Origin of the sequence: Shewanella sp. SM21 (genome assembly GCF_025654335.1) — a bacterium.
Lineage (GTDB): Bacteria > Pseudomonadota > Gammaproteobacteria > Enterobacterales > Shewanellaceae > Shewanella > Shewanella oncorhynchi.
Genome location: NZ_JAKKRL010000002.1, coordinates 56112 through 81934 on the forward strand (window position 1 = coordinate 56112; position 25823 = coordinate 81934).

Sequence of the window (25823 nt, forward strand, 5' to 3'; positions counted from 1 at the left end):
TTATGCAATTTAAAACTAAATTACTTCACACCCATTATGCCGCTGATAACTCGACGGGCGCGCTTACAACTCCTATCTATCAAAGTAGCACCTTCGCCTACGGTAGTGCCGAGGATGGTCGAGCCCGTTTTGCAGGTGAGCAACCGGGCTTTATCTACAGTCGCATGGCGAATCCGACAGTGCAGGCGCTTGAATATCAATTAGCACAACTGGAAGGGGCTGATGAATCACTCGTTGTTGCGAGTGGGATGGCGGCAATCAGCAGTATTTTCTATGCCTTAGCGAGTCAAGGTGATGAAATCGCATTTATCGACCCCGTATACGGTGGCACTGCGGCATTTTTAATCCAAACGTTAACCCGCGCGGGTATTACTGTGCGCCGTTATCAAGATGATGATCATTTATTGGCAGAGATTACCGCCGAAACAAAAATTATTTTATTTGAGCCCATCACCAATCCGACCTTAAAAGTCAGTGACTACCGTAAGGTTAAGCTTGCCGCCGAAAAAGTGGGCGCTATAACCATTTGTGATAATACGTTTTTAACCCCGTATTTATTCAAACCGCTGGAACATGGCATTGATATCGTGATGCACAGTGCCACTAAGTATTTAAGTGGCCATGGCGATTTAATCGCAGGTGTTGTCGCTGGACCTAAGGCATTAATGCAACCTATTCGCACTATAGCGCTTAAACATATCGGCGCCGCGATTGGGCCACAGGAAGCCTATTTATTACAGCGAGGCTTACGTACCTTAGCACTTCGAATGGATGCTCATCTTGCGGGCGCGGCTAAGGTCGCCGCTTTTCTTGCAACCCATCCGAGCGTTGCAAAAGTTTATTACCCAGGGCTAGCAGAGGATCAAGGTCATCAAGTTCTGAGTGAAACCATCAACGCCTTTGGCGGTATGGTGAGTATTGAGCTCGAAGGGGGCTTTAATCGAGCGGCGCAGTTTTTAGATCATTTGAACTTGTTTACTCAAGCGGTCAGTTTAGGCGACTTAGAGAGCCTTGCCTGCCACCCCGCTAGCACTACCCATGCCGCTATGGATGCTGCGAGTCGGCTAGCTTCAGGGGTGAATGACAACCTGATTAGATTGAGCATTGGCGTCGAAGATCCTCAAGATTTGATTGCCGATCTTGAGCAAGCCTTAGCCATTTAAGCATATTGATACTAGCCATCCCCAGTTAAATTGATTGGGGATTTCAAAAGTATAATGTTATTAATTTCGTCTATATAAAGTTAATTCCCGTAATTTTTTACGTTTTTTTTACGCGTCAGAATTGTTTTCGTCTGTTAAAGTGAAAATCTGTATGACATAACGACTTACATTTTGATGGACAAACTAAGTGTTTTTAAACTCTCTGTTAGGTTGAGCTTTATTTCTGAGTGCTTACTCGCTATTTGCTTGTATTTACCCTCTTGGAGGGTGTCATCTAAAGCATTATTATTGTACTCCAACTCGTTGTCGTTATGATTACACTTCAATGTTGTTTTCAATATGCGTATATGGCTGCATTTTTTGAAGCTATTCGTGTTCATTTTTTATTTAACGCTCCTTATTATTCCCTCCCAATGATAGATGTGGCTGTTTTTATCAATCTAATCGCTTTTATTGTCATAACCATTGTCGCGACGATAAGTCAACTTGCAATCCACCTTAGACGACAACAAAGAGTATTAGGGGAAGATCTATTTCCTAACCTAACTCTGTTATCGATTGCATATGATTTTAGAACAGGACGTGAGCGCTTGTATTTTATGATGCCTAATAAATTATTCATTAAGTCTTTCACGATAAATATCTAAAGGTGAGTTGGAATGATTGCAGTCAGTGGAATACAGAAATTTAGCTCTCGATTTCATACCATAATTCATCTATGTAGCTTTTTGATTGTCATATATAGCTTCACCATGTTGATGCCTATCGCTGTTGCATTATTTTATAAAGATGGATATATCACTCCATTTTTAATCACATTCCTCCTTTCCCTTTTTATTGGTGTGGTCGGTTGGAAGATTACAAGTGAGGAAAATAAAAATCTGCAAAAACGTGATGGCTTCATGGTCGCTTGTTTATTTTGGCTGATATTTTCCTTAATGAGTGCATTACCTTTTCTTCTTGATAGACGATTGGACTTGAGTTTAACCGATGCCATGTTTGAAGGTGTGTCTGGCATTACGACGACTGGAGCCTCGATTTTTTCAGATATTGATGAACTACCCAAATCGATTTTATTTTATCGAGCACAGCTTAATTTCCTCGGTGGGTTAGGGATAATTGTTTTGGCCGTTGCAATTATGCCATTTCTTGGTATTGGTGGCGCAAAATTATATCAGTCTGAGATGCCAGGTCCCATGAAAGAGGAAAAGATGACGCCCCGCCTTGCGGATACGGCTCGAAATTTATGGGGGCTTTATAGCGTACTTGCCTTAGGTTGTGCAGTTGCTTATAAACTTGCAGGAATGAATTGGTTTAATGCCATATGTCATAGTCTATCTACCGTTTCATTGGGTGGATTTTCCACACATAGTGACAGCTTAGGATATTATAACAGTGCTGCAATTGAGCTTGTGGGTGGTGTGTTTTCAATACTTGCAGCAATCAATTTCGCCTTATACTACATAGTGTTAGTTCGGCGAAGCTTCAAGCCTATTTGGTATAATGCGGAGGTTCGATTTTTTATTCTCATATTATCTATCGTTGTTGGGATCGCTTGTTTAGAGCTGAATCGTACTCAAACTTTTGATATTAAAGATTCATTGGTACATGGATTTTTTCAAACAGTTTCAGTTATGACGGACAATGGATTAGGCTCTGCAGGTTATCCTAATTGGCCCAGTCATATTGTGCTTTTATTATTAGGCGCGAGCTTTTTTGGTGGATGCTTTGGTTCTACTTGTGGCGGTATTAAAGCTGTCAGATTTTTACTTTTGTACCGTCAAGGGATCCGAGAAATTCATCAATTGGTTCATCCTAATGCCATTTTAACAACAAAGATCAGTGGTCAAGTCGTTTCAGACAGAGTCATTCGTTCAGTATGGGGATTATTTTTCCTGTACATATTTTTTACTTGCGTTTTTGTATGGGGATTGGTCGCCATTGGACATGATTTTGCCACCGCCTTTGGAACCGTCGCCGCGTGCATTAATAATATGGGGATTGGTTATGGTGACACTGCATCTGGATTTGGCACGTTAAAAGATGCGGCTAAATGGCTGATGTGTGTCGCTATGCTTTTTGGGCGATTAGAAATATTTCCTGTACTCATCATTTTCTCACGGGCATTCTGGCGATTTTAATTTTAAGTGTATTTTATGGTTAATTTGTCGAATTGACTGGGAGGGTCATTAAATGAAATGGTTATTGAGATGTATATTACTCATTATGCTAGTAGGGTGTCAGAAATCGCCAGTTTATACCAAGTTAGAAGGCCTTGCGCAGGGGACGAGTTGGCATGTGACATTTTGGAGTAAAGACAAGTTAAATAGTACAGAGATAAATCGCGAGATTGAGCGGCAATTGGCAGAAATAGATCTTTATATGTCTACTTATCGTTCAGATTCAGTGATTTCTCGTTTTAACAGTATGCACTCCGCTATGGCGGTCGGGGATGATATTTTAGGGCTCATAGGGATAGCCAAGGAGGTCACTTCAAAAACGGAGGGTTGTTATGATTTGACCATTAAACCATTATTCGATTTGTGGGGATTTACCCATAACCAATTAACCATTCCTACAGAAAGTGCACTTCAACAGACATTAACCTATGTAGGCTTACATCATTTAAGTATTGATAATCAAATGTTAACTAAAGATTTGCCAGAGGTACATCTTGATTTATCTTCGATTGGACAGGGATATAGCGTAGGCAAAGTTGCAGATGTGCTAAAGCGATACAATATCGATAATTATTTGGTAGAGATTGGCGGCGAAATGGTCGTACACGGCAGTAAGCTCGATGGTTCTGCTTGGAAAATCGCGATTGAAAAACCGCTGCCCGAACAGCGAACAATGCAAAAGGTTCTGCTTATTGATTTCCCTCAAGCGATCATGACATCGGGTACATATCGTCATTATTTTGATCATTTAGGGCAGCGTTATTCACATATTCTTGATGCGCGAACCGGTAAACCCGTAACCCATAACACAGTATCTGTAACTGTATTGGCAACGGATCCGGCTAGAGCAGATGCTTGGTCTACAGCGCTATTATGTTTAGGAAGTCAAGAAGGATTCGTCGTCGCTAATCAGAATGATATAAAAGCATTATTTATTGATGACAATAAAGGTGTACTTAAAGAGATTAAGACTGATAGCTATAATAAAATGAAAAATATAGAGCTTAATTAATCTACAATATCATCGCTTGGTCATGTGTTAATGCCAGTTAGTATTTCTAGCTGGCATTTTTATTTTACTTTTATAGCTAATGCCATGGTTTATTGTGGCCTTATTTACCACTGATTATGATGACTTTTACGTATTCTTTACGGGATTAGTCATTTGAACTCTAGAGACTTTACGCGGTTAATTCATATATTTGTCCTGTTACTCACTTTCTTAAGGACAAATTATATGGACTGGATATTTCTAATACTTTCCATAGCACTTTTCATCTACTTAGCAGTGGCAATGTTTGCCCCTAATAAGTTTTAGGAGTCGTTATGTTTGAAATTACCCTTATTTTTACTACTGCGCTTGGGCTCGCATGGCTGTTGGGATCCTATATGACAGGAGTTTTCTCTGGTCAGTCCCATTTTTCAGATCGTTTATTTAATCCCATTGAAAAGTGGATTTATCGGGCTATAGGCGTAAATGCCCATTCGGGGATGACATGGAAATCTTATGGTGCGGCGTTTCTTATCAGCAACTTGGTACTTGGCATTTTGGCGTTTCTTATCCTTAAATTCCAACATGTGTTACCACTTAACCCCGATGGTATAGGACCATTATCTTGGGATCTGGCGTTGCACACTGCGGTGTCATTCCTCACCAATACCAATCAACAGCACTATTCCGGGCAGGCTCAGCTCAGTTATCTATCCCAAGGATTTGTCATTGTCACGCTGCAATTTGTCACTCCAGCCATGGCGCTGGCTGTTTGTGTGGCGATTTTGCGGGGAATGTTAGGCGGGTTGAATAATGACAGCGCCAAAGAGGGCGAGGCTCGAAATCTGGGTAACTATTATGTTGACCTAGTGCGCGGTGTACTCAGACTTATGCTGCCATTAGCGGCTATTGTGGCGCTGTTACTGACTTGGCAAGGCGTACCGAGTAGTTTTGACGGTGCGCAAAAAGTGAACACCTTAGATTCTGCATCACCTATTACTGAGCAGGTCGTTCCGATTGGCCCCGTTGCATCTATGGTGGCCATTAAGCAGTTAGGTACTAATGGCGGGGGCTGGTATGGCCCCAACAGTAGTAACCCGCTAGAAAACCCAACGCCAGTCAGTAATGCAATCGAGACCATTGCCTTAGTGCTGATCCCTATGGCCGTCGTCTTTATGGCTGGTGGAATGCTAAGACGCAAAAAATTTACCTTGATGGCTCTGGTGGCTATGGGTTTATTAAGCGTCAGTTTTCTTGGGGCAACTGTGTACAGCGAGTTGCAACCCAACGCTGCCTTTGTGGGATTAAGCGCCCAAGGGCCTAATATGGAGGGTAAAGAAGTTCGCTTTGGACCTGAGCTATCGGCGCTATGGGCTTCTTTTACCACACAAACCTCTAACGGTTCGGTCAATGCCATGCACGATTCCTTCAATCCAATAGGGGGATTGATGACGCGATCAGGCATGTTACTCAATGCGATATGGGGCGGTATTGGCTGCGGTTTTGTTAACTTTATCGTTTATGTGTGGATTGCTGTTTTTTTATCGGGATTGATGATTGGCCGTACGCCAGAGATATTTGGTCGTAAGCTCGAAACCCGTGAAATCACCCTTTTGGGAAGTCTATTAGTTTTACCTACCTTGTGTGTCTTAGGTTTGACGGCGATCACTGTGGCTATCCCGAGTATTACGGGCAACAGCAACCCCGGCTTTCATGGAATTTCGCAAGTCTTTTACGAATATACCTCCGCTTTTGCTAATAACGGTTCGGGTTTTGAAGGTTTAGGTGATAACACGCCTTGGTGGAATATCAGTTGCGTTATCGCCTTACTGCTCGGTCGATACCTGCCGCTGTTTTTACCGCTGGCAATTGCGGGGATGATGTCGAGTAAAAGAGTGAGCCCCGATAGTAACGCGAGCTTGAAGCTCGAGAGTCCCACCTTTTGTTTCACCCTTATTGCCGTGATTTTAATCATTAACTTCCTGTCTTTCTTACCTGCAGCTGTATTAGGGCCTATTGGCGAAGCTTTAGAACTTGCCACTATGAGTCTGGAGAAATAGTCATGCATAAACCTGCTCAAATATTAGATAGCGCCGGCGTGAAGCAAGCTGCCTTTGGTGCTGTAAAGAAAATGTCCTTAGTGAGTATGGCTGGTAACCCTGTGATGTTCGTAGTGATGGTCGGCGCTTTACTTGCCGCTTTGATCACAGGACAAAAGTTCTTCAATGGCGAGACTGTTGGTTTTGAGCTAGCCACGACCCTTATTCTTTTGCTTACCGTGTGGTTTTCTAACTTTGCGGAATCCGTGGCAGAGGCAAGGGGGCGCGGACAAGCTGCTAGCTTAAAGTCGGCGAAAGAGGCCTTGCAGGCTCGGCGCATACGCCACGGTGAGTTGGAATCAGTATCCGCAACTTTGCTTGTCAAAGGCGATAAGGTGAAGGTTTTACAGGGTGATTATATTCCTGCCGATGGTGAAATCATTGAAGGGATAGCCACTATCAACGAATCGGCGATTACCGGTGAATCTGCGGCTGTGCTGCGTGAAGCAGGCACAGATCATTCCGGTGTGATTGGCGGCACTAAGGTACTTACGGGTGAAATTACCGTGCTGGTTGCCAACGATCCTGGGAATAGCTTTTTAGATCGTATGATAGGGCTGGTCGAAGGGGCGAAGCGTCAGAAAACACCGAACGAAACGGCGTTGACTGTGCTACTTGCATCATTGACTGCGGTTTTCCTTATCGTGGTGGTGACTTTGCCACCCATGGCGGGTTTCGTCGGTGCAAGCCTTGATTACACTATGTTAATTGCGCTGTTAGTGTGTTTGATCCCAACGACGATTGGTGGCTTGTTACCCGCCATTGGTATTGCAGGCATGAACCGCGCCTTAGCCGCCAATGTGGTCGCTAAATCGGGTAAAGCCGTGGAAGTTGCGGGGGATATCGATACGTTACTGCTGGATAAAACTGGCACTATCACTTTCGGTGATCGTCAAGCGACCGCATTTTTACCCGTGAAAGGCATTGCAGCTGAGATGTTGCGTGATGCGGCGGTACTGTCTTCCCTCGATGACCCCACCCCTGAAGGGAAATCTGTACTCAAATTGGCCATAGATTTGGGCGCGGTATTGCCCGTCAAACCTACGGATGCAACTTTTATCCCATTTACGCCGGAGACTCGGGTTTCTGGGGTGATTTTAACCGATGGTATTCAAGGCATTAAAGGCGCTGGCGATGCGATGCAGTTTTGGGCGCAGCAGCATCAAATTCACTGGCCTGAATCAGTTAACGCGCTTATCCGCAAAGTGGCTTTGCAGGGGGGGACTCCCTTAGTCGTCGCCAGTGGCACGCACATTTTAGGGGTTATAGCCTTAAGTGACGTGATTAAGCCAGGCGTTGCGGAGCGGTTTGCCCGTTTAAGAGCGCTCGGTGTACGGACCATCATGGTGACAGGGGATAATCCGCTAACGGCTGGCGTGATTGCCGCCGAAGCTGGGGTTGATGATTTTGTCGCTGAAGCTAAACCTGAGGATAAACTTGCCCTTATTCGCGCAGAGCAGGCCAAAGGTCGATTAGTGGCTATGGTGGGGGATGGTACTAACGATGCGCCGGCATTAGCGCAGGCCGATGTAGGTCTTGCGATGAACTCAGGTACCCAAGCCGCTAAAGAAGCTGGCAATATGGTGGACTTGGATTCAGATCCCACTAAATTACTGGCTATCGTTGAAGTCGGAAAACAATTGCTGATCACCCGCGGCGCCTTGACTACATTTTCTCTCTCTAATGATGTGGCTAAGTATTTTGCCATTATTCCAGCGGTATTTGCGGGGGCTTTGCCTGCGATTGGTGCACTGGATCTGATGCAGCTTCACAGCCCAACCTCAGCCGTACTCGCAGCGCTCGTATTTAACGCTCTTATCATTCCCGCCTTAATTCCATTGGCATTAAAAGGCATCAAGCTCAGACCCATAAGTGCAGAAAAATTACTGCGAAATAACATGCTGATTTATGGCTTAGGTGGGGTGATTTTACCCTTTGTCGGCATTAAAGCACTCGACTCAATCATTGCACTTATGCTCTAGGAGACAGTAATGAATTCAATCGTATATACCACTAAAACCCAGCATGCCGTTATGGGATTGAGAGCCAGTCTCGCCCTGTTATTTGTGTGTGGTGTTGTCTATACCGGCACTGTGACTCAGCTCGGTGGCGCTTTATTTCCCGTACAAGCTAAGGGCAGTGTGATCCACAGGGATAATGTTGCTATGGGTTCTGAGTTCATCGCTCAGCCCTTTGTTAATCCGGCCTATTTTTTTAGTCGGCCGAGCGCTGTCGGTTACGATCCTATGGCGACAGGTGGTAGTAACCTTGCGCCGAGTAACCCGGCGTTACGTGAACGTGTGATGGCAACAAGCCAAGAAATCCAAGCCAGAGAATCCGTTCAGGCCGCTGATATCCCTGTGGATTTACTCGCCACATCGGGCGCGGGACTGGATCCCCATATTTCACCCGCAGCGGCCAAACTGCAAGTTGCGCGCGTGGCTCAGGCTCGACAGTTAGCCGAACCACAAGTGTTGACCTTAGTGGCGCAATTTATCGAACCACCGCAGTGGGGCATTTTTGGGCAAGCGCGCGTCAATGTGCTCAAGCTTAACCTCGCTCTCGACCAGATTGCTAAACACGCTCAATAAAACAATATTCTACTGAATTTAAGGATAAATTTTTATGTTACCGATTAAGTCAGCTCCTTGTTCGCGCCTCTGTGCGAGTGTGATCATGGCATTATCTTCACTCTCTATGGGCGCGCTTGCCAGCACTGAGACTCATGGGGGCAATGCCTCTTGGCAGAGTCAAGGGAGTGTGATGCTCATAAGTGATTATGCGTTTCGCGGTATTTCTCAAACTGATGAAGGACCTGCAGTTCAAGCAGGGTATACCCTAAGCCATGATTCTGGCTGGTATGGCTCGCTTTGGGGCAGTAACATCGAATTTGGGGATGGAAGTTTAGAACTCGACTTGTCCGCTGGCTGGGCTAAAGATTGGGATAATGGCTTAACAACGGACCTAGGCGTGATACGTTACCAATACTCTCAGGACGATACCGACCTGAGTTATAACGAAATTTATGCTGTGGTAAGCTACGCCGATGCTAAGTTAGGGCTGGTTTATTCTCCTGATTATTTTGGCGAGAATGTGGACGATTTTCAGTATGTTTACGCCAGTTATGAACCGCAGCTGTTCTCTAATGTAAGTCTAGTACTGCATCTTGGGAGCAATTTTTTTGCTTCTCAGCAAGATATGGCACTGTTTTTAGGTTCTATGGCCGCTAGCAATAGCCACTATTTAGATTGGCGAGTTGGGCTGAACCTCAATATGACTGAGCAGGATGTGTTGAGTGTCGGTTATGTCGATACGGATTTATCGCAGAGTCAGTGCCAGTCCCTGTGTGATGCGCGCTGGATAGTGAGTCTTTCAAGGAGTTTCTAATCGTGGTACCAATCAGTCAAACACAGCAAGCCAATGCGCTCTTAAGTCAGATACAGCAAAATGATAAAGGTAAACTGACGGTTTTTCTTGGGGCGGCACCTGGCGTGGGCAAGACCTATGCAATGCTCAGTGCGGCAAGGGAAATGGCCCAGCAAGGTGTCGATTTGCTGGTTGGACTGGTGGAAACCCATGGGCGTGCCGATACCGAGGCCATGGTAGCGGGTTTTGAGGTATTGGCACGTAAACCCATTGATTATCATCATAATCGTTTAACGGAATTCGATTTGGATGCAGCGCTGCTTCGTCGGCCTAAGCTTATCTTAGTCGATGAGTTGGCCCACACGAATGTCCCCGGTAGTCGCCATAAACGGCGCTATCAAGACGTCGCAGAATTATTAGCTGCGGGCATTGATGTCTATACCACAGTCAATATCCAACATTTGGTCAGTTTGAATGATCTGGTTTTGCAAATTACTCAAGTGCGGGTACGGGAAACCGTCCCCGATCGCTTCCTTGATGAAGCCCATGAAATTATATTTGTTGATTTACCGCCATCAACACTCATCGAACGCTTACAGCAAGGCAAAGTTTATCTGCCAGAGTATGCTCGCTCGGCTTTAGATGCTTTTTTTTCGGTCTCGAATTTGACTGCACTGCGCGAATTGGCAATGAAAAAAGTCATAGAGCGAGTCGATGCAAAACTGATTTGTGAACTCGATGCCAAAGCACAGGGAACGGATTTTGTTCTCAAAGACAGATTGCTGGTTTTAGTGAGTAACAGCAGTGATCATCAGTATTTGATCCGCATAGGTCGGCAGATTGCCGAGCGGCGGCAAATTCCTTGGTTAGTGCTTTGGGTCGATACTGGCAAAGCGCTGGGCCTTTATCAGCGGAAAAGGCTAAATGAGGCCTTTGCTTTAGCGAAGGAACTTGGCGCGCAGACTGAAGTATTACGCGACACGAGCAGTTATCAGGCCATTTTACCTTACATAGCCCTGCATCGAATTAACACAGTATTAGTCGGCGCGGGTGTGAAACGCACCTATCCTTGGTGGCGTAAAAGGCTGTATCAACGTTTGATTGAGTCTGGTTTACCTGTTGAGGTGAGTGTCTATCACGCACCCGAAAACCAAATGCAAGTACGAGATCCCATTACGCCTAAAGCCAGTTTTGGTGATCTTCGAGGCCATATTCTTGGGCTGATTGGCGTGGTGGTTATTTTTCCGCTGGTGGCATTTTTAGATACTTGGCTCAGTAATGGCAATCTGGTGTTGTTATATGTTTTCTTGATTGTCAGCATTGGTTTAACCTATGGCGCTAGGCCTGCCATGGCAACCGCGGTGTGGTCTTTTTTCAGCTTTAATTTCTTTCTTACTGATCCCAAATTTACTATGAATGTAAATAGTCAGGATGATATTGCCACTTTAATCTTTTTGATGTGTATAGGGCTTATCAGTGGACCGGCGGCATCTCGGATCCGAAATCAGTTTATTTTGCTGCGTGAGTCAAATCGTTATGCTGAAACCTTAAAAGATGTTGCCCAAGAATTATCGGTCGCCGATGATGAAAAAGCCCTTTGGCAAACGATAGGGCGCAAGATTGCTGGTTCAGTGAATGCCGATTGTTATATTGTTTTGCAGCGTAAAGACGGTCAGCGATCCTATTTACCGCTGCTGAATACGCCATTTAACGACCTTGATTTAGCCGCAATCGATTGGACCTTGCGCCATGGGCAAGCGGCGGGGCGTTTGAGCGATACCTTGAGCGCATCGGGTGTGAGTGTGTTCCCCATTGAACTAGAAGGTACGACGATTGGCGCGGCGATTTTAGATTGGCAACCTACGGTCAACGAACTCAGTCCGTTTGATAGAGAGCTTATTCTGGCCATGTTACAGCAAGGCGCTAATACATGGCGGCGTATTCAGTTAGTGTCAGATCTTGAATCAGCACGGGTGAAAACAGAAATTGAGCAGTTACGTTCCGCATTATTATCGTCAGTGTCTCACGATCTAAAATCACCACTCTCAGCCATGATGGGGGCGGCGGAGAGCTTAAAACTATTGAATAAACAATTGCTAGAGGCTGACCGCAACGAGCTACTTGATACTATTTTGCAAGAAAGCCGTCGCTTGGACAGCTATATCCAAAATCTACTCGATATGACACGCCTGGGTCATGGCACTTTGAGCATAGAGCGTGATTGGGTTTCGGCAGATGACATTATTGGCAGCGTACTTGGCAGGCTTAAACGCTATTTCCCTAATGCAATCGTTGAATATCACAGAGAAAAAGAACCCCCACTCCTATTTGTGCATGCGGCGCTGATTGAACAAGGATTATTTAACATTCTAGAGAATGCTGTTCGATTTTCACCACCAGAAGAGCCTATTTGTATTGAATTAACCATTTCTAATCACCGTTGCTGTATTGCCATTGAAGACAGAGGGCCGGGGATTCCCGCCAGTCATAGGGATCAAATTTTCGATATGTTTTATGTGGTTGCCGATGGCGATCAGAAAAAACAGAATACAGGTATGGGGCTGGCTATTTGCAAAGGCATGATAGCTGCACACGGCGGTAGTGTTCGCGTTACCGATTGCCTACAGGGGCAAGGTACTCGTTTTGAAGTTGAATTGCCGTTAGACTATCCCGTTCCTGGCTAATCATTTTTAGCCAAAATATCCTTAATAAACCACAGAATGGACTAGAGACGTGGCAATAAAAATCGTGGTTATCGATGATGAGACCCAAATACGCCGCATGCTGCGGATTGCACTCACCAGTGAGGGCTATGACGTTACCGAAGCTGAAAATGGTCAGCAAGGGCTCGCAGCTGTCGCTCGACAGCAACCTGAATTAGTCATTTTGGATTTAGGCTTGCCGGATATGGAAGGACATCAAGTGCTACAGGAGTTACGGGGATGGTCCGATGTTGCTGTGATTGTATTGTCGGTTCGTAATCAAGATAAAGAAAAAGTCGCAGCATTAGATGCAGGCGCGCAGGATTATGTGACCAAACCCTTTAGTGTGGAAGAGTTACTGGCAAGGGTGCGGGCGATTTTAAGGGACCATATCAAACCTGAAAAATTACCCATATTAGATGATGGCAAGTTGCAGATTGATTTAAGTCGCAGGCTGGTTAAAGTTGATCATCAAATTGTCGAACTTACACCCAAGGAATACGCAGTATTGTCTAAATTGGCGTCGTCACCTAACTGCGTTGTCACTCAGACTCAGTTGCTCAAAGAAATTTGGGGGCCCGCTCATACAGAAGACACACATTATCTACGAATTGTGGTCAGTCACTTAAGGCAAAAATTAGGCGACTCCCCGAGTGAACCTCAGTATGTGCGGACTGAGCCCGGTGTGGGCTATCGCTTTTATATCGACTTATAGCTTGTATCAATAGCGAATTAAAACGCGTTGGAATGACAAGTAAAATGATCACCGAAGACTGATGGCATGACCTGCCATCATTGAAGCTCAATCGGATACTTGCCTGATTTCAGTTTGTAGTGTTCGCTTCAGTTAACTCTAAGTCGCTATTTCTGGCTGCCTTTGTTGACGCTATTTTTGTCCTGTTAGCTCTTGTTGACATTGGGTTTATGCACTAGATAAGCCCAATCGATATAAATCGCACATTCTTGCCGATATTTTGACTAGACTACAAACGTAGGGTTAATTCGAGGGAAAGACTATGGACTTAATTAAAATCCGCGACCATATGGATCGTCAGCCCGTGTTGCTGCGCGCTAATATGTCGCTCGCGACTGCGGTCGAAAAGTTGTTAGATAATAATAAAATGGGCGCAGCAGTGGTTGATGATGCGGGCGATTTGGTGGGCTTTTTATCCCAGCAGGATTGTTTGGCTGTGATGATCAAAAGTAGCTATCACTGTGATATGACCTCAGTGGTGAAGGATTGCATGCGAACTGAAGTGCTGTTCGTTGGGCCAGATGACAGTATTTTGCAGCTCGCCGAACAAATGCTAGGGCCTAAACCTAAAGTGTATCCAGTGGTTGAACATGGCAAAGTAATTGGCACGATTAATCGCACCAATGTGCTCAAAGCCATGAATATCTATATGCAACAATGTTATCTGTCACCGGTTTAATCTAAGTCGAGCCAGTGTGAAACTGACACGCCATATACTGAGTGCAGAGTAAATTAGCAATACCATTACGCCACTTTCCTTGCTAGGATCGCCGTTTTTGATGCTAGCAATGGAATTTGGATTTGAACTCAGACAAACATCCGCTATCGAACGCCTTTCTTAATCTTTGTTATCAGAGCGACGCGTCGCGGATCCGTCGTCGTTTATTTAAGCTCAATAAAGAAGCCGACTCAGATAAAAAGACCCAAGTCTTAGCTCAGCTGAGCGAGCAAGCGCAGGCGGCGTTTGAGAAGGTTGAGCAGCGTCGTAACGCTCGGCCTAAAATCCACTATCCTGAAAACCTGCCCGTTTCCTTGATGCGCGATGATATTGCACGTGCGATTGCGGGCAATCAAGTGGTGATCATCGCCGGTGAAACGGGCTCGGGTAAAACGACCCAGTTACCTAAAATCTGTTTGGAATTAGGCCTAGGTTGCCGTGGCATGATAGGCCACACCCAGCCACGACGTTTAGCAGCCCGCAGTGTGGCGAGCCGAGTCGCCGAAGAATTACAAAGTCCGCTCGGTGAAGTGGTTGGCTTTAAAGTGCGTTTTGCCGATGCGCTTAAGAGTGACTCTTATATCAAGTTGATGACCGACGGTATTTTACTGGCGGAATTAACCTCCGATCGCAATCTCGATCAATACGATACCATCATCATAGATGAGGCCCACGAGCGCAGCCTCAACATCGATTTTATTCTGGGCTACCTCAAACAAATTCTCAAAAGACGCCCCGATCTCAAAGTTATTATCACGTCGGCGACCATAGACGTTGAGCGTTTTTCTAAGCATTTCAACAATGCGCCTATTATCGAAGTGTCGGGCCGTACCTTTCCGGTCGAAACCCGTTACCGACCCTTAGTGCAAGATAGCGATGCCGATCTAGATCAAATCGAAGGCATTTTTGCCGCCGTCGATGAGTTGGTGGCCGAAGGGCTGGGCGACATTCTGATCTTTATGAACGGCGAGCGGGAAATTCGCGATACGGCCGAGCAATTGAGTCGGCGTAATTACCGCGATACCGAAATTTTGCCGTTATACGCGCGTTTATCTTACGGTGAGCAGTCTAAAGTTTTCAGTAGTCACAGAGGTCGGCGGATTGTATTAGCGACGAACGTGGCGGAAACCTCGCTGACTGTGCCGGGCATTCGCTACGTTATTGATCCAGGTACGGCGCGTATCAGCCGCTATAGCTATCGGACTAAGGTGCAACGCTTACCGATTGAACCTATCTCGCAGGCGAGCGCCAATCAGCGTCAAGGCCGTTGTGGACGTGTAGGGCCGGGTATTTGTATTCGTTTGTACGATGAGGCGGATTTTAATAATCGTCCGGCGTTTACCGATCCTGAAATCTTGCGCACTAACTTGGCTTCGGTCATTTTGCAGATGCTCGCCATCGGCCTAGGTGATATCGCCGGTTTCCCCTTTATCGAGCCACCGGATCCACGCCATATCCGCGATGGTTTCCTGTTGCTCGAAGAATTACAAGCGGTTGAGAGTAAACACGGCAAGCTAGTATTGACGCCACTTGGGCGTAATTTGGCGCAAATTCCTGTGGACCCGCGTTTGGCGCGTATGGTGGTCGAGAGTCAGCAGTTAGGTTGTTTGAACGAAGTGCTAGTGATTGCTGCGGGCTTATCGATTCAAGATCCCCGCGAACGTCCGATGGAGAAGAAGCAAGCCAGTGATGAAGCCCATCGGCGTTTTGCCGATCCCAGTTCCGATTTCGTTAGCTGGATAAACCTGTGGCAGCACTTAAAAGATCAACAAAAAGAGTTATCTGCTAGCCAGTTCCGTAAAAAGTGCCGCGATGAATATTTAGCCTATTTGCGCGTTCGCGAGTGGCAGGATTTATACGCCCAGCTTAAGCAAGCCGTACACGATTTAAAGTGGCGCTTAAACGATACACCAGCCAATTACGACAGCTTGCACCGTGCGCTCTTATCGGGCTTATTGAGCCATGTGGGTTTTAAAGATAACAATAACGAGTACTTAGGTGCGCGTAATCGTAAATTCTTTGTATTCCCAGGTTCGCCACTGGCCAAAAAAGGCCCTAAGTGGATCATGGCTGCTGAGCTTACCGAAACCTCACGCTTATTTGCTCGCTGCTGCGCCAAAATCGAACCCGAATGGCTAGAGCCCTTAGCGGCGCATTTGATCAAGAAAAGCTATGTGGAGCCCCATTTTGAGGCAAAACCTGGCAGCGTTATCGCCCTTGAGAATCAAGTGCTCTATGGCTTGACGGTTGTGCACCGTCGTAAAGTGCAATACGGCCCCATCGATCCCGTTGAAGCGCGTGAGATTTTTATCCGCAGCGCTTTGGCTGAAGGGCAGTTACAGACCCAAGAAGCGTTTTTTGTCGCTAACCAAAAGCTGCTCGAAGACATTGAATCCCTCGAACATAAATCTCGTCGCCGCGATATTTTGGTGGACGAGCAAGTCTTGGTGGACTTTTACGAGCCGCGGATCCCGGAAGGGATTTACAACGCCCAGCTGTTTTTTGGCTGGTGGAAGAATGCTAAGCGCGAGCAACCGGATTTACTCGATTTCAGCAAAGCGCTGTTAATGCAGCGCAATGCCGACCATATTTCGACCTTAGATTTTCCCGATACGTGGCACAAGGGCAATTTGCGCCTGCAGCTAAGTTATCACTTTGAACCCGCGGCGGCGGATGATGGTGTGTCGGTGCACATTCCGGTGGCGCTGCTTAATCAAATCGACGATAGCGATTTTGATTGGCTAGTGGCAGGTCTAAGGGAAGAAAAGTGCATCGCACTGATCAAATCTCTGCCTAAGAGTTTACGACGCAACTTTGTGCCCGCGCCTGACTATGCCCGCGCTTGTGTGCAGGCCATGGTGCCTTTTAGTGCCAGTTTGCTTGAGGCCATGTGCAAGCAATTATTGCGCATGAGTGGCACGCGTATATCGCCGGAAGATTTTGATTTAACGCAACTGCCTGCGCATTTGCAGATGAACTTTAAAATCGAAGACGATAAAAACAACTTAGTGGCCGAAGGTCGGGTGCTCGATACTTTAAAAGCCGAGTTACAAGGCGTGGTGGCGAAGGCCATTCGTCAGGTCGCGGATAAAGGTATAGAGCAAGAAGCGTTAACTGAGTGGTCCTTTGGCGATTTGCCGCAGCAATATCAGCAGCAAAAAGGCAATTACCAAGTGCGGGCGTTTCCGGCGCTGATCGATAAAAAAGACAGTGTTGCGATCAAATTATTTGATGATGAATTTGAGGCCTTAGATGCCCATCGCCAAGGTCTGCGACGGTTATTGCTGCTAAACATTCCATCACCGGTGAAACACTTACAGCAAGCTTTGCCGAATAAGGCGAAATTGGCGATGTATTTCAATCCCTTCGGTCAAGTGCAAATCTTGATTGATGACATTATTGCCGCAGCTGTGCAGCAATTGTTGGATGAAAAAGCCCTCGATGTGCGTAATCAAGCCCAATTTGAGCAGGCAAAGGATTGGGTTCGCCAAGAACTCAACCCGACCGCCGAGCAAATTGCCTTGAAGGTTGAGCAGATTTTGACCTTATACCAGAGCATTAAAAAGCGTCTTAAGGGCAAAATTAGCTTAGATATAGCCTTTGCTATGAGTGATATTCAAAGCCAATTAGACAAATTAGTGTTTAAAGGGTTTGTCGAATCCTGTGGTTGGGATCGGTTAGCTGATGTGGCGCGTTACTTAAAAGCGATTGAAATCCGTGTCGAGAAGTTGCCTGTCGATCCGACTCGCGACCGTTTGCATATGCAGAGCATTAACAAGGTACAGGAAGCATTGAACGCACAACTGGCGAAAGTGCCACGTGCTATGCCGACACCACCTGCGTTAATCGAGGCGCGCTGGATGATTGAAGAGTACCGTGTCTCTTGTTTTGCACAGGTGTTAGGCACGGCGTATCCGATATCTGAAAAGCGCATTTTGAATCATATTCAACAGGTTTAATAGACTGATTTAAAGGTCGAGCTGAGCGTCTTTGTCCGATTGATGTAACAATAACGCGATCAATAAATGACTAAAAAAACCGAGAAAACTAATCATTTTCTCGGTTTTTTATTTTCCCTATACTTACTCTTCTCACGCGATATACCTCCAGTGGTGCGCCATAAAATGAGCGCTTTTTCTGGGTGGCAGCGATGCTTTTATGCCGAATATCTTTCTTTTGGGATCAAGTCGTTATCTCGCATGTTTTAACACCTTTCTACTGTCTACTCCTTTATGAATACTCAGGTTTTTTTTGAGGGTTTTCTGTTGTTTTCTCGTAGCGATTTATCCATTTCAGTCGTTTATTAATCATAAAATCAATTCAATAATCTGGCTTGTAATTGAAAAAAGCATTTAAAAACTGAGATCTGACGGATACTCACATCAAATTGATGATCTGGATCAAGCATCATCCGCTTTACCAATTTGGAGGTATACATTTTGTTAACAACTAAAAGGTATGATCGCTTCGTGATCCAAAGATGCAATAGATATACATAAAGCCTGCCGCTGGCGATTTTTTGCAGCGCATTCAAAGTGGCAGGAACACACCTCTTGGAGGATGCATGAGTGCTAGCACCGCAGAAGAAAAATCCTTAGAACTGAAAATCTTTATCTTTTTAACCGTGTTTCTCGCACCGTTATTGTCCGTACTACTGGTCAGTGGTCTGGGCTTTGCTATTTGGTTCAGCCAAATTTTGACGGGTCCACCGGGCGCTGGTTAAACGTAACATCATCAAATAGTTAAAAATAAGAGTGGAATGTCGGATGAGCAAAGAACTCCATATCACCAGTTTAGTGGTGCAGGTCTTACCGCAGAAAATGGCAGATGTTAGACAACAAATAATGACCATTGAAAATGCCGAACTTTCCGTCAACAACGAAGTGAAATTGGTCGTCGTGATCGAAGGCGAGACGCAACGCGCCTTGATGGACAGTATCGAAGCGATCAATGCCATTCCGGGCGTGTTATCAGCCACGATGGTTTACCACCAGAGTGAAGTGCTCGAAGAGGGTGAAGAATGAATATGAACAGACGTGACTTTATCAAGGCCAATGCGGTGATTGCCGCTGCAGGCGCCGCTGGTTTAGCCTTGCCCGCAGGCGCAAGCAACTTAATTACCAGCTCAGAACAAACCAAATTAGAGTGGAATAAGGCCCCTTGCCGTTTTTGCGGCACAGGTTGCTCCGTGATTGTCGCAACTCGCGACGGCAAAGTGGTTGCCACCCATGGCGATGCCAACAGTGAAGTGAACCGTGGGCTCAACTGTATCAAGGGCTATTTCCTGTCGAAAATCATGTATGGCAGCGATCGCTTAACCACGCCTATGCTGCGGATGACAGATGGCAAATACGACAAGCACGGTGAGTTTTCGCCCATCAGTTGGGACAGTGCCTTCGACATCATGGCGCAAAAATGGAAAGAAACCATCAAAGCTAAAGGGCCAACCGCTGTGGGCATGTTTGGCTCGGGCCAATGGACTGTGTGGGAAGGTTATGCTGCCGTTAAGTTGATGAAAGCGGGGTTTGGATCGAATAATATCGATCCAAATGCGCGTCACTGCATGGCGTCAGCCGTGGTCGGTTTTATGCGTACCTTCGGTATCGACGAACCTATGGGTTGCTATGACGATATGGAAGCCGCCGATGCCTTTGTCCTTTGGGGCTCGAATATGGCGGAGATGCACCCGATCCTCTGGAGTCGAGTGACTGACAGGCGTCTCAGTGCCAGCCATGTAAAAGTGGCCGTGTTGTCGACTTTTGAACACAGATCCTTCGATTTGGCCGACTTGCCGATCGTGTTCACCCCGCAAACCGATTTAGCCATTTTGAACTACATAGCTAACTACATCATTCAGAATGATAAAGTGAACTGGGACTTCGTGAAGAAACACGTTAACTTCCGTCAGGGCACAACAGATATTGGTTATGGTTTACGTCCGACACATCCCCTTGAGAAAAAAGCGAAAAATGTTAAAACGGCGGGGGATTCAACCCCAATTGATTTTGAGACATTTAAAGCCTTCGTGGCGGATTATAGCGTCGAAAAAGTCAGTAAGTTGTCGGGCGTACCCGAGGATAAACTGATTGCGCTGGCCAAGCTGTATGCCGATCCCGACATCAAAGTGACCTCATTTTGGACCATGGGTTTTAACCAACATACCCGAGGTGTGTGGTGTAACAACCTGATTTATAACATTCATCTCTTGATGGGTAAAATTTCAACCCCAGGTAACAGTCCATTCTCTTTGACGGGTCAACCATCAGCCTGTGGCACGGCCCGTGAAGTGGGGACGTTTTCCCACCGTTTACCCGCCGATATGGTCGTGACCAATCCTGAACACAGAAAGCATGCCGAAGACATTTGGAAGATCCCAAGCGGCATTATTCCACCTAAGCCCGGTTATCACGCCATCGAGCAAAACCGTCGTCTAAAAGATGGCGACTTAAATTGTTACTGGGTGCAAGTGAACAACAATATGCAGGCGGGCCCAAACATCAATGAAGAAGGTTTACCGGGTTACCGTAACCCTGCCAACTTTATCGTGGTGTCCGATGCCTATCCGACGGTGACGACTCAAGCTGCCGATTTGATTTTGCCCACCGCTATGTGGGTGGAAAAAGAGGGCGCCTACGGTAACGCCGAGCGCCGCACTCAGTTTTGGCATCAAATGGTGCAGGCACCGGGTGAGTCTCATTCGGATCTGTGGCAATTGATGGAGTTTGCGAAGCGTTTCACCACAGATGAAGTCTGGCCTAAGGATGTATTAGCGGCGAACCCTGAGTTTAAAGGCAAAACCCTATTCGAAGTCCTGTATCAGAACGGTAATGTTGATAAGTTCCCACTTGCGGATGCCGATCCTAAGTATTTGAACGATGAGGCTAAACACTTTAGCTTCTATGTCCAAAAAGGCTTATTTGAGGAATATGCGACCTTTGGCCGCGGCCATGGCCACGATCTCGCCCCATTTGATGTTTACCATGAGGCTCATGGTCTGCGTTGGCCTGTGGTCGATGGTAAAGAAACCAAGTGGCGCTTCCGTGAAGGCACAGATCCTTATGTTAAAGCAGGTAAGGGCTTTGAGTTCTACGGTCATCCCGATGGTCGTGCGGTGATTTTCGCGCTGCCCTATGAACCTGCCGCAGAAGCGCCCGATGAAGAATATGATATCTGGTTGTCGACGGGGCGAGTGCTGGAACACTGGCATTCGGGTTCTATGACCCAACGTGTGCCTGAGTTATATCGTGCCTTCCCCGATGCCGTATGTTTTATGCACCCTGAAGATGCGAAAAAACGCGGTCTGCGCCGTGGCGATGAAATTCGCGTTGTGTCCCGTCGCGGTGAAATTAAGACCCGAGTTGAAACCCGTGGCCGCAATAAACCGCCCGTGGGTTTAGTGTTCGTGCCTTGGTTTGATGCTAGCCAGCTCATTAATAAAGTCACTTTAGATGCGACAGATCCCTTGTCAAAACAAACTGACTTTAAAAAGTGTGCGGTGAAGATCGTCAAGGTTTAAGGAGAACACGATGAAAACCCTAAAATTAGTCTCAGCGATCGGTTTATTGGTATTTGGCTCATTCATCATGACAAGTGTGTCTGCCGCCAGTATTCCCGAAGATAAAATTGATACCCTGCGCCAAGCGCCTATCAATGTCGAGCCTACGCCACCTGCGATGCAAAGTGTGCGTAATACCGATGTGAAGGAAGTGCGCAGCTATCCCATGCAACCACCAGTGATCCCACACAAGATCGACGGCTATCAGCTTGATCTTAAAGTGAACAAGTGTATGGCTTGCCATGCTCGTAGCCGCATTGGGGATTCGCAAGCACCTATGGTCAGCGTCACGCATTTTATGGACAGGGACAATAACTTTTTAGCCGAGTTATCGCCGCGCCGCTATTTCTGCACTCAGTGTCATGTGCCGCAGTTAGATGCCAAGTTACTGGTCGAAAACGACTTTGTGGATATGGAACATCTGATCAAAGCCAACACTGAGCAGAAAAAACACTAGGAGTTAGCATGTTAGATAAACTGAAAAAAATCTGGCAGGTACTCAATCGTCCGAGTGTGCATTACAGTTTAGGTTTTTTGACCTTAGGTGGTTTTGTGGCTGGCGTGATTTTCTGGGGCGGATTTAACACTGCCCTAGAAGTGACCAACCAAGAAGCTTTCTGTATTGGTTGCCATGAGATGGAAAATAACGTCTATCAAGAGCTACAGACGACGATTCATTTCACTAACCGCAGTGGCGTGCGGGCGACGTGTCCCGATTGCCACGTACCGCATAACTGGACCGATAAAATTGCCCGTAAGATGCAGGCATCTAAGGAAGTGTGGGGTAAGGTTTTTGGGACGATTAATACCCGTGAGAAGTTTGAAGATAAGCGTCGTGAACTGGCAGAACATGAGTGGGCAAGGTTAAAGGCCAATGATTCGCTCGAGTGTCGTAACTGCCATAACTTCACTTACATGGACTTTACTCGCCAATCACCCAGAGCGGCGCAGATGCACTCAACATCACTGGCAAGCGGTGAAAAGACCTGTATCGACTGCCACAAGGGGATTGCTCATCATCTCCCTGACATGGCCGGTGTGAAGGGGTTTTAATCTAGGGCGCAGTGTTTATCCGTGTGACTTAGCCTTGCTAAGTTGGACAACTCCAGCAAAAGGCCAAGTGTACTCCACGCTTGGCCTTTTTATTTGCACGCCACTATTCTATTTCTTGGGGATGCTTCAATAGGGTGTTATTCAGTCCGATTAGCGCGCTACAATCGGGCTGGGATAGTCTTGCTTGTATGAGAGGTAAAGAGATCATGATGGAAGATCAGCCGCAACTTGAACGACTGTTAGAAGATATTTTATGTACCAGCCCGAGTCTGTTTGAAATAGTGCAGGGGGTGAGGCAGGAGGTCAAAACCGCCGCTACCACATCGTCGCGGGCCATTACTGAAGCCGTTAAGTACGGCGGTATACTCTTTAGCACCAAAGCCAGTTTTTGTGGTGTGTTTGCCTATAAACAGCATGTTTCATTGGAGTTTAGCTTAGGCGCGAATCTTAGCGATCCTCATCAGGTACTTGAAGGCAGTGGCAAGTTTCGTCGCCATATTAAGTTGGTGTCAATCGATGATATTGCTGCCAAGCGAGTCGCGGAATATATTGCGCAGGCGTTGAGTCTGGCGGATTAATGGTTGTTTAGCCGCATGATGTGACTAAAACGGACGAACAAAAAAGGAGCTGAATATTCAGCTCCTTTCGTTTTGCTAAGGTTTAATAGAGATGTCTTAGCTATGCAGTCCCAAGTTAAGGGAGATTAGAAGTTCGCAGTGCGCGGTGCACGTGGGAAAGGGATAACATCACGAATGTTGTTCACGCCCGTCACGTAAGACACTAAACGCTCAAACCCTAGACCAAAACCTGCATGTGGCACTGTGCCATAACGGCGCATATCACGGTACCACCAGTAATCTTCTTGGTTCAGATCCATTTCGGCTAGACGCATATCTAGCACGTCTAAACGCTCTTCACGTTGAGAGCCACCGATGATTTCACCGATACCTGGGGCTAACACGTCCATCGCGGCAACGGTTTTGCCATCGTCGTTTAAGCGCATGTAGAAGGCTTTGATATCTTTTGGATAGTTCTTCACTACCACAGGGGCTTTGAAGTGTTCTTCGGCTAAGTAACGCTCATGCTCAGAAGATAAATCGATGCCCCAAGACACTGGGAACTCGAAGGTTCTGCCACAGTTTTGCAGAATTTCAACCGCATCCGTGTAATCCACTTGAGCAAAATCGCTTGAAACGAAAGATTGCAGACGGTCGATCACAGTCTTATCAACGTGTTGGGCGAAGAAGGTTAAATCGTCCATACGCTCAGTCAATACGGCATTGAACGCGTATTTCAACATAGCTTCGGCAAGGCCTGCGATGTCGTTTAAGTTAGCGAAGGCGACTTCAGGCTCAACCATCCAGAATTCCGCTAAGTGGCGGCTGGTGTTTGAGTTTTCAGCACGGAAAGTCGGGCCAAAGGTATACACTTTTGACAGTGCACAGGCGTAGGTTTCAGCATTCAACTGACCTGATACGGTCAGGAAAGCTTCTTTACCGAAGAAATCTTTATCGTAATCGACTTTACCCGCTTCAGTACGCGGTAGGTTTTCCATATCTAAAGTCGATACGCGGAACATCTCACCGGCGCCTTCGCAATCTGATGCTGTGATAAGTGGGGTCGATACCCAAATAAAGCCTTCTTCGTGGTAGAAGCGGTGAATCGCTTGAGATAGACAGTTACGTACGCGAGCAACGGCACCAATAATGTTAGTGCGTGGGCGTAAGTGCGCTAATTCGCGTAAATGTTCAATTGAGTGACGCTTAGCGGCCATTGGGTAAGTGTCTGGATCATCAACCCAGCCAGCGACTTCAAGTTCAGTCACTTGCAGCTCAAATGCTTGGCCTGCACCAGGAGATTCCACCACGTCGCCTGTCATCACAACAGAACAACCCGCAGTCAGCTTTAACACTTCGTTGTCGTAATTATCTAAGCTATTGGGCACGACACCTTGGATAGGATTAAAGCAAGAGCCGTCGTAAACAGCTAAAAAAGAGATGCCGGCTTTAGAGTCACGACGGGTTCTGACCCAGCCACGCACTGTGACTTTAGAACCGACGGCGTGCTCACCTTTAAATACAGATGCGACAGATGCAATGCTCATTGTTGCTTAATTCTCCAACGAAACGTTTTATATGAAAATTTTGGAGGTTTATATTACCTTGCTGGTGGCTTTTCTCAAGCTGAAAAAGGTATCCTGAGGTTAATAATATCGATATTGAGCGATATAGTGAGTTAAACGGCGGGAGGCGGTATGAGCAAGACTAGAATATTTCAAATTATCCTTGCGACCTTATCCATATTAGGCTGGGCAATAGCCGTCTATGCGCTATTAGTGTTTAGTGATGCAAGGCCAGACCGTGAAGTTGGGGCCTATTTGACCCGTGGCGCGACATTTAGAGTCCATTGGGATCCACATGAAACCCAATTATTGCAGTATTTGATTTGGGTTTGTGGCGGTATTAGTTTGGTCAGTTTAGCGTTTAACTATTATGTCGCCCATCACAGTCGTATGGGTTATTGGTTTAATATTCCCATGTTGCTGCTAACGTCGATTGTCGCCGGTTTGTATATTCATTTGGTGGTTTAAGCTATCCATTCTTTGGCTAATTCAACAGTTTGGCTTTTTAACGGTTTAGCAATGGCAAATGAAGTCAGAGAATATCGGCAGGAATGCTTAACTGGCGGCATAAATGGTCGATAATCGCGGCAGTCGCACCCCAGATAAACCGTTGTTGATAGGGAATAAAATGCACGCTGTAATAGCGCCCTTGGCGTAAAAAGCGTTTTTGGTGGCGATTATTCGGTTCAATAAAAAAGCTTAATGGCACGGTAAAGCAATCGGCTACCTCACCGGGATCGAGTTTTAAATCAAATGCCTGCTTGATAATGCCTATCACAGGAGTGATTTCAAACCCTGTGAAGGTATTATGGGCTGGAAACGTGCCCACCACCTCGACGTTATGCCTTGAGAGTCCAATTTCCTCTTCTGCTTCCCTTAACGCGGCCGCAATCGCATCAATATCATAGGGCTCAATTTTACCGCCTGGGAAACTGATCTGCCCCGGATGGGCGCGCAGATGCATAGGTCTTTGGGTCAAAATTAGATTCAGCTCACCGTTAATCTCCAGCAGTGGGATCAACACCGCGGCTTTGCGTAATCCAAGGTGAGGGAAGGCCGCCGGATCTTGCCGCGCTAACGGGTGCAGATTAAATCTGAGTCTAAATTCCGCTTGATCCAT

At 46.3% G+C, this 25823-nt stretch carries 22 protein-coding genes; 20 read left to right on the top strand and 2 right to left on the bottom strand.

Annotated elements, in window-relative coordinates:
• The first annotated feature begins 2 nt into the window (after window positions 1–2).
• The 19 genes from L5L94_RS02355 (at window position 3) to L5L94_RS02435 (ending at window position 23159) form a co-directional block, all read left to right on the top strand.
• The gene (locus tag L5L94_RS02355; RefSeq protein ID WP_173496602.1) at window positions 3–1163 is read left to right on the top strand and encodes a trans-sulfuration enzyme family protein; all 1161 of its coding nucleotides are present in this window, start codon (window positions 3–5) and stop codon (window positions 1161–1163) included.
• Between the two features lie 287 nt (window positions 1164–1450).
• Entirely contained in the window at window positions 1451–1810 is a 360-nt protein-coding gene (locus L5L94_RS21860; protein WP_411569090.1) for a DUF4118 domain-containing protein, read from the top strand.
• Between the two features lie 12 nt (window positions 1811–1822).
• Window positions 1823–3304: a TrkH family potassium uptake protein gene (locus L5L94_RS02360; protein WP_263160957.1), complete on the top strand. Its 1482-nt coding sequence runs from the start codon at window positions 1823–1825 to the stop codon at window positions 3302–3304.
• Between the two features lie 52 nt (window positions 3305–3356).
• Window positions 3357–4355 (top strand): FAD:protein FMN transferase, encoded by a 999-nt coding sequence (locus L5L94_RS02365; protein WP_263160959.1) that lies wholly within the window; start codon window positions 3357–3359, stop codon window positions 4353–4355.
• A gap of 225 nt (window positions 4356–4580) precedes the next feature.
• A complete protein-coding gene (locus tag L5L94_RS21865) occupies window positions 4581–4661 on the top strand; it encodes a potassium-transporting ATPase subunit F (RefSeq protein WP_105252297.1) in 81 nt (26 codons plus the stop codon).
• 8 nt (window positions 4662–4669) lie between these two features.
• The gene (gene kdpA, locus L5L94_RS02370) at window positions 4670–6394 is read left to right on the top strand and encodes a potassium-transporting ATPase subunit KdpA (protein WP_263160961.1); all 1725 of its coding nucleotides are present in this window, start codon (window positions 4670–4672) and stop codon (window positions 6392–6394) included.
• A 2-nt stretch (window positions 6395–6396) separates the two neighbouring features.
• Window positions 6397–8415 (top strand): potassium-transporting ATPase subunit KdpB, encoded by a 2019-nt coding sequence (gene kdpB, locus L5L94_RS02375; RefSeq protein ID WP_131525163.1) that lies wholly within the window; start codon window positions 6397–6399, stop codon window positions 8413–8415.
• A 9-nt stretch (window positions 8416–8424) separates the two neighbouring features.
• Entirely contained in the window at window positions 8425–9024 is a 600-nt protein-coding gene (kdpC, locus tag L5L94_RS02380) for a potassium-transporting ATPase subunit KdpC (RefSeq protein WP_168824074.1), read from the top strand.
• A gap of 34 nt (window positions 9025–9058) precedes the next feature.
• Entirely contained in the window at window positions 9059–9820 is a 762-nt protein-coding gene (locus L5L94_RS02385) for a TorF family putative porin (RefSeq protein ID WP_168824076.1), read from the top strand.
• Window positions 9821–9822: 2 nt separating this feature from the next.
• Window positions 9823–12483, top strand: coding sequence for a sensor histidine kinase (locus L5L94_RS02390; RefSeq protein WP_113939544.1), 2661 nt, complete (start codon window positions 9823–9825; stop codon window positions 12481–12483).
• A gap of 49 nt (window positions 12484–12532) precedes the next feature.
• On the top strand, window positions 12533–13216 hold the full coding sequence (locus L5L94_RS02395; protein WP_028760150.1) for a response regulator: 684 nt from the start codon (window positions 12533–12535) through the stop codon (window positions 13214–13216).
• Window positions 13217–13517: 301 nt separating this feature from the next.
• The gene (locus tag L5L94_RS02400) at window positions 13518–13934 is read left to right on the top strand and encodes a CBS domain-containing protein (protein WP_006081403.1); all 417 of its coding nucleotides are present in this window, start codon (window positions 13518–13520) and stop codon (window positions 13932–13934) included.
• Between the two features lie 122 nt (window positions 13935–14056).
• On the top strand, window positions 14057–17932 hold the full coding sequence (hrpA, locus tag L5L94_RS02405; RefSeq protein ID WP_411569215.1) for an ATP-dependent RNA helicase HrpA: 3876 nt from the start codon (window positions 14057–14059) through the stop codon (window positions 17930–17932).
• A gap of 605 nt (window positions 17933–18537) precedes the next feature.
• Window positions 18538–18696, top strand: coding sequence for a nitrate reductase (locus L5L94_RS02410; protein ID WP_028760147.1), 159 nt, complete (start codon window positions 18538–18540; stop codon window positions 18694–18696).
• 43 nt (window positions 18697–18739) lie between these two features.
• The gene (locus L5L94_RS02415; protein WP_028760146.1) at window positions 18740–18997 is read left to right on the top strand and encodes a chaperone NapD; all 258 of its coding nucleotides are present in this window, start codon (window positions 18740–18742) and stop codon (window positions 18995–18997) included.
• A 2-nt stretch (window positions 18998–18999) separates the two neighbouring features.
• Window positions 19000–21489, top strand: a complete 2490-nt coding sequence (napA, locus tag L5L94_RS02420; protein ID WP_263161407.1) for a nitrate reductase catalytic subunit NapA — start codon at window positions 19000–19002, stop codon at window positions 21487–21489.
• 10 nt (window positions 21490–21499) lie between these two features.
• Window positions 21500–21985, top strand: a complete 486-nt coding sequence (locus tag L5L94_RS02425; protein WP_028760144.1) for a nitrate reductase cytochrome c-type subunit — start codon at window positions 21500–21502, stop codon at window positions 21983–21985.
• Window positions 21986–21993: 8 nt separating this feature from the next.
• Entirely contained in the window at window positions 21994–22581 is a 588-nt protein-coding gene (locus L5L94_RS02430; protein WP_028760143.1) for a cytochrome c3 family protein, read from the top strand.
• Between the two features lie 206 nt (window positions 22582–22787).
• Window positions 22788–23159 carry a DUF1801 domain-containing protein gene (locus tag L5L94_RS02435; protein ID WP_258547605.1) on the top strand — a complete coding sequence of 124 codons (372 nt, stop codon included), beginning with the start codon at window positions 22788–22790 and terminating at the stop codon, window positions 23157–23159.
• 125 nt (window positions 23160–23284) lie between these two features.
• On the opposite strand, the gene asnS is transcribed toward L5L94_RS02435, so the two are convergent.
• Window positions 23285–24685, bottom strand: a complete 1401-nt coding sequence (gene asnS, locus L5L94_RS02440; protein ID WP_105252305.1) for an asparagine--tRNA ligase — start codon at window positions 24683–24685, stop codon at window positions 23285–23287.
• A 150-nt stretch (window positions 24686–24835) separates the two neighbouring features.
• Here asnS and L5L94_RS02445 point away from each other — a divergent pair, with 150 nt between their 5' ends.
• Window positions 24836–25171: a hypothetical protein gene (locus L5L94_RS02445; protein ID WP_113939548.1), complete on the top strand. Its 336-nt coding sequence runs from the start codon at window positions 24836–24838 to the stop codon at window positions 25169–25171.
• Window positions 25172–25235: 64 nt separating this feature from the next.
• Here the strand turns inward: L5L94_RS02445 and L5L94_RS02450 are convergent, their stop codons facing one another.
• Window positions 25236–25823 (bottom strand): CoA pyrophosphatase, encoded by a 588-nt coding sequence (locus L5L94_RS02450; RefSeq protein ID WP_113939549.1) that lies wholly within the window; start codon window positions 25821–25823, stop codon window positions 25236–25238.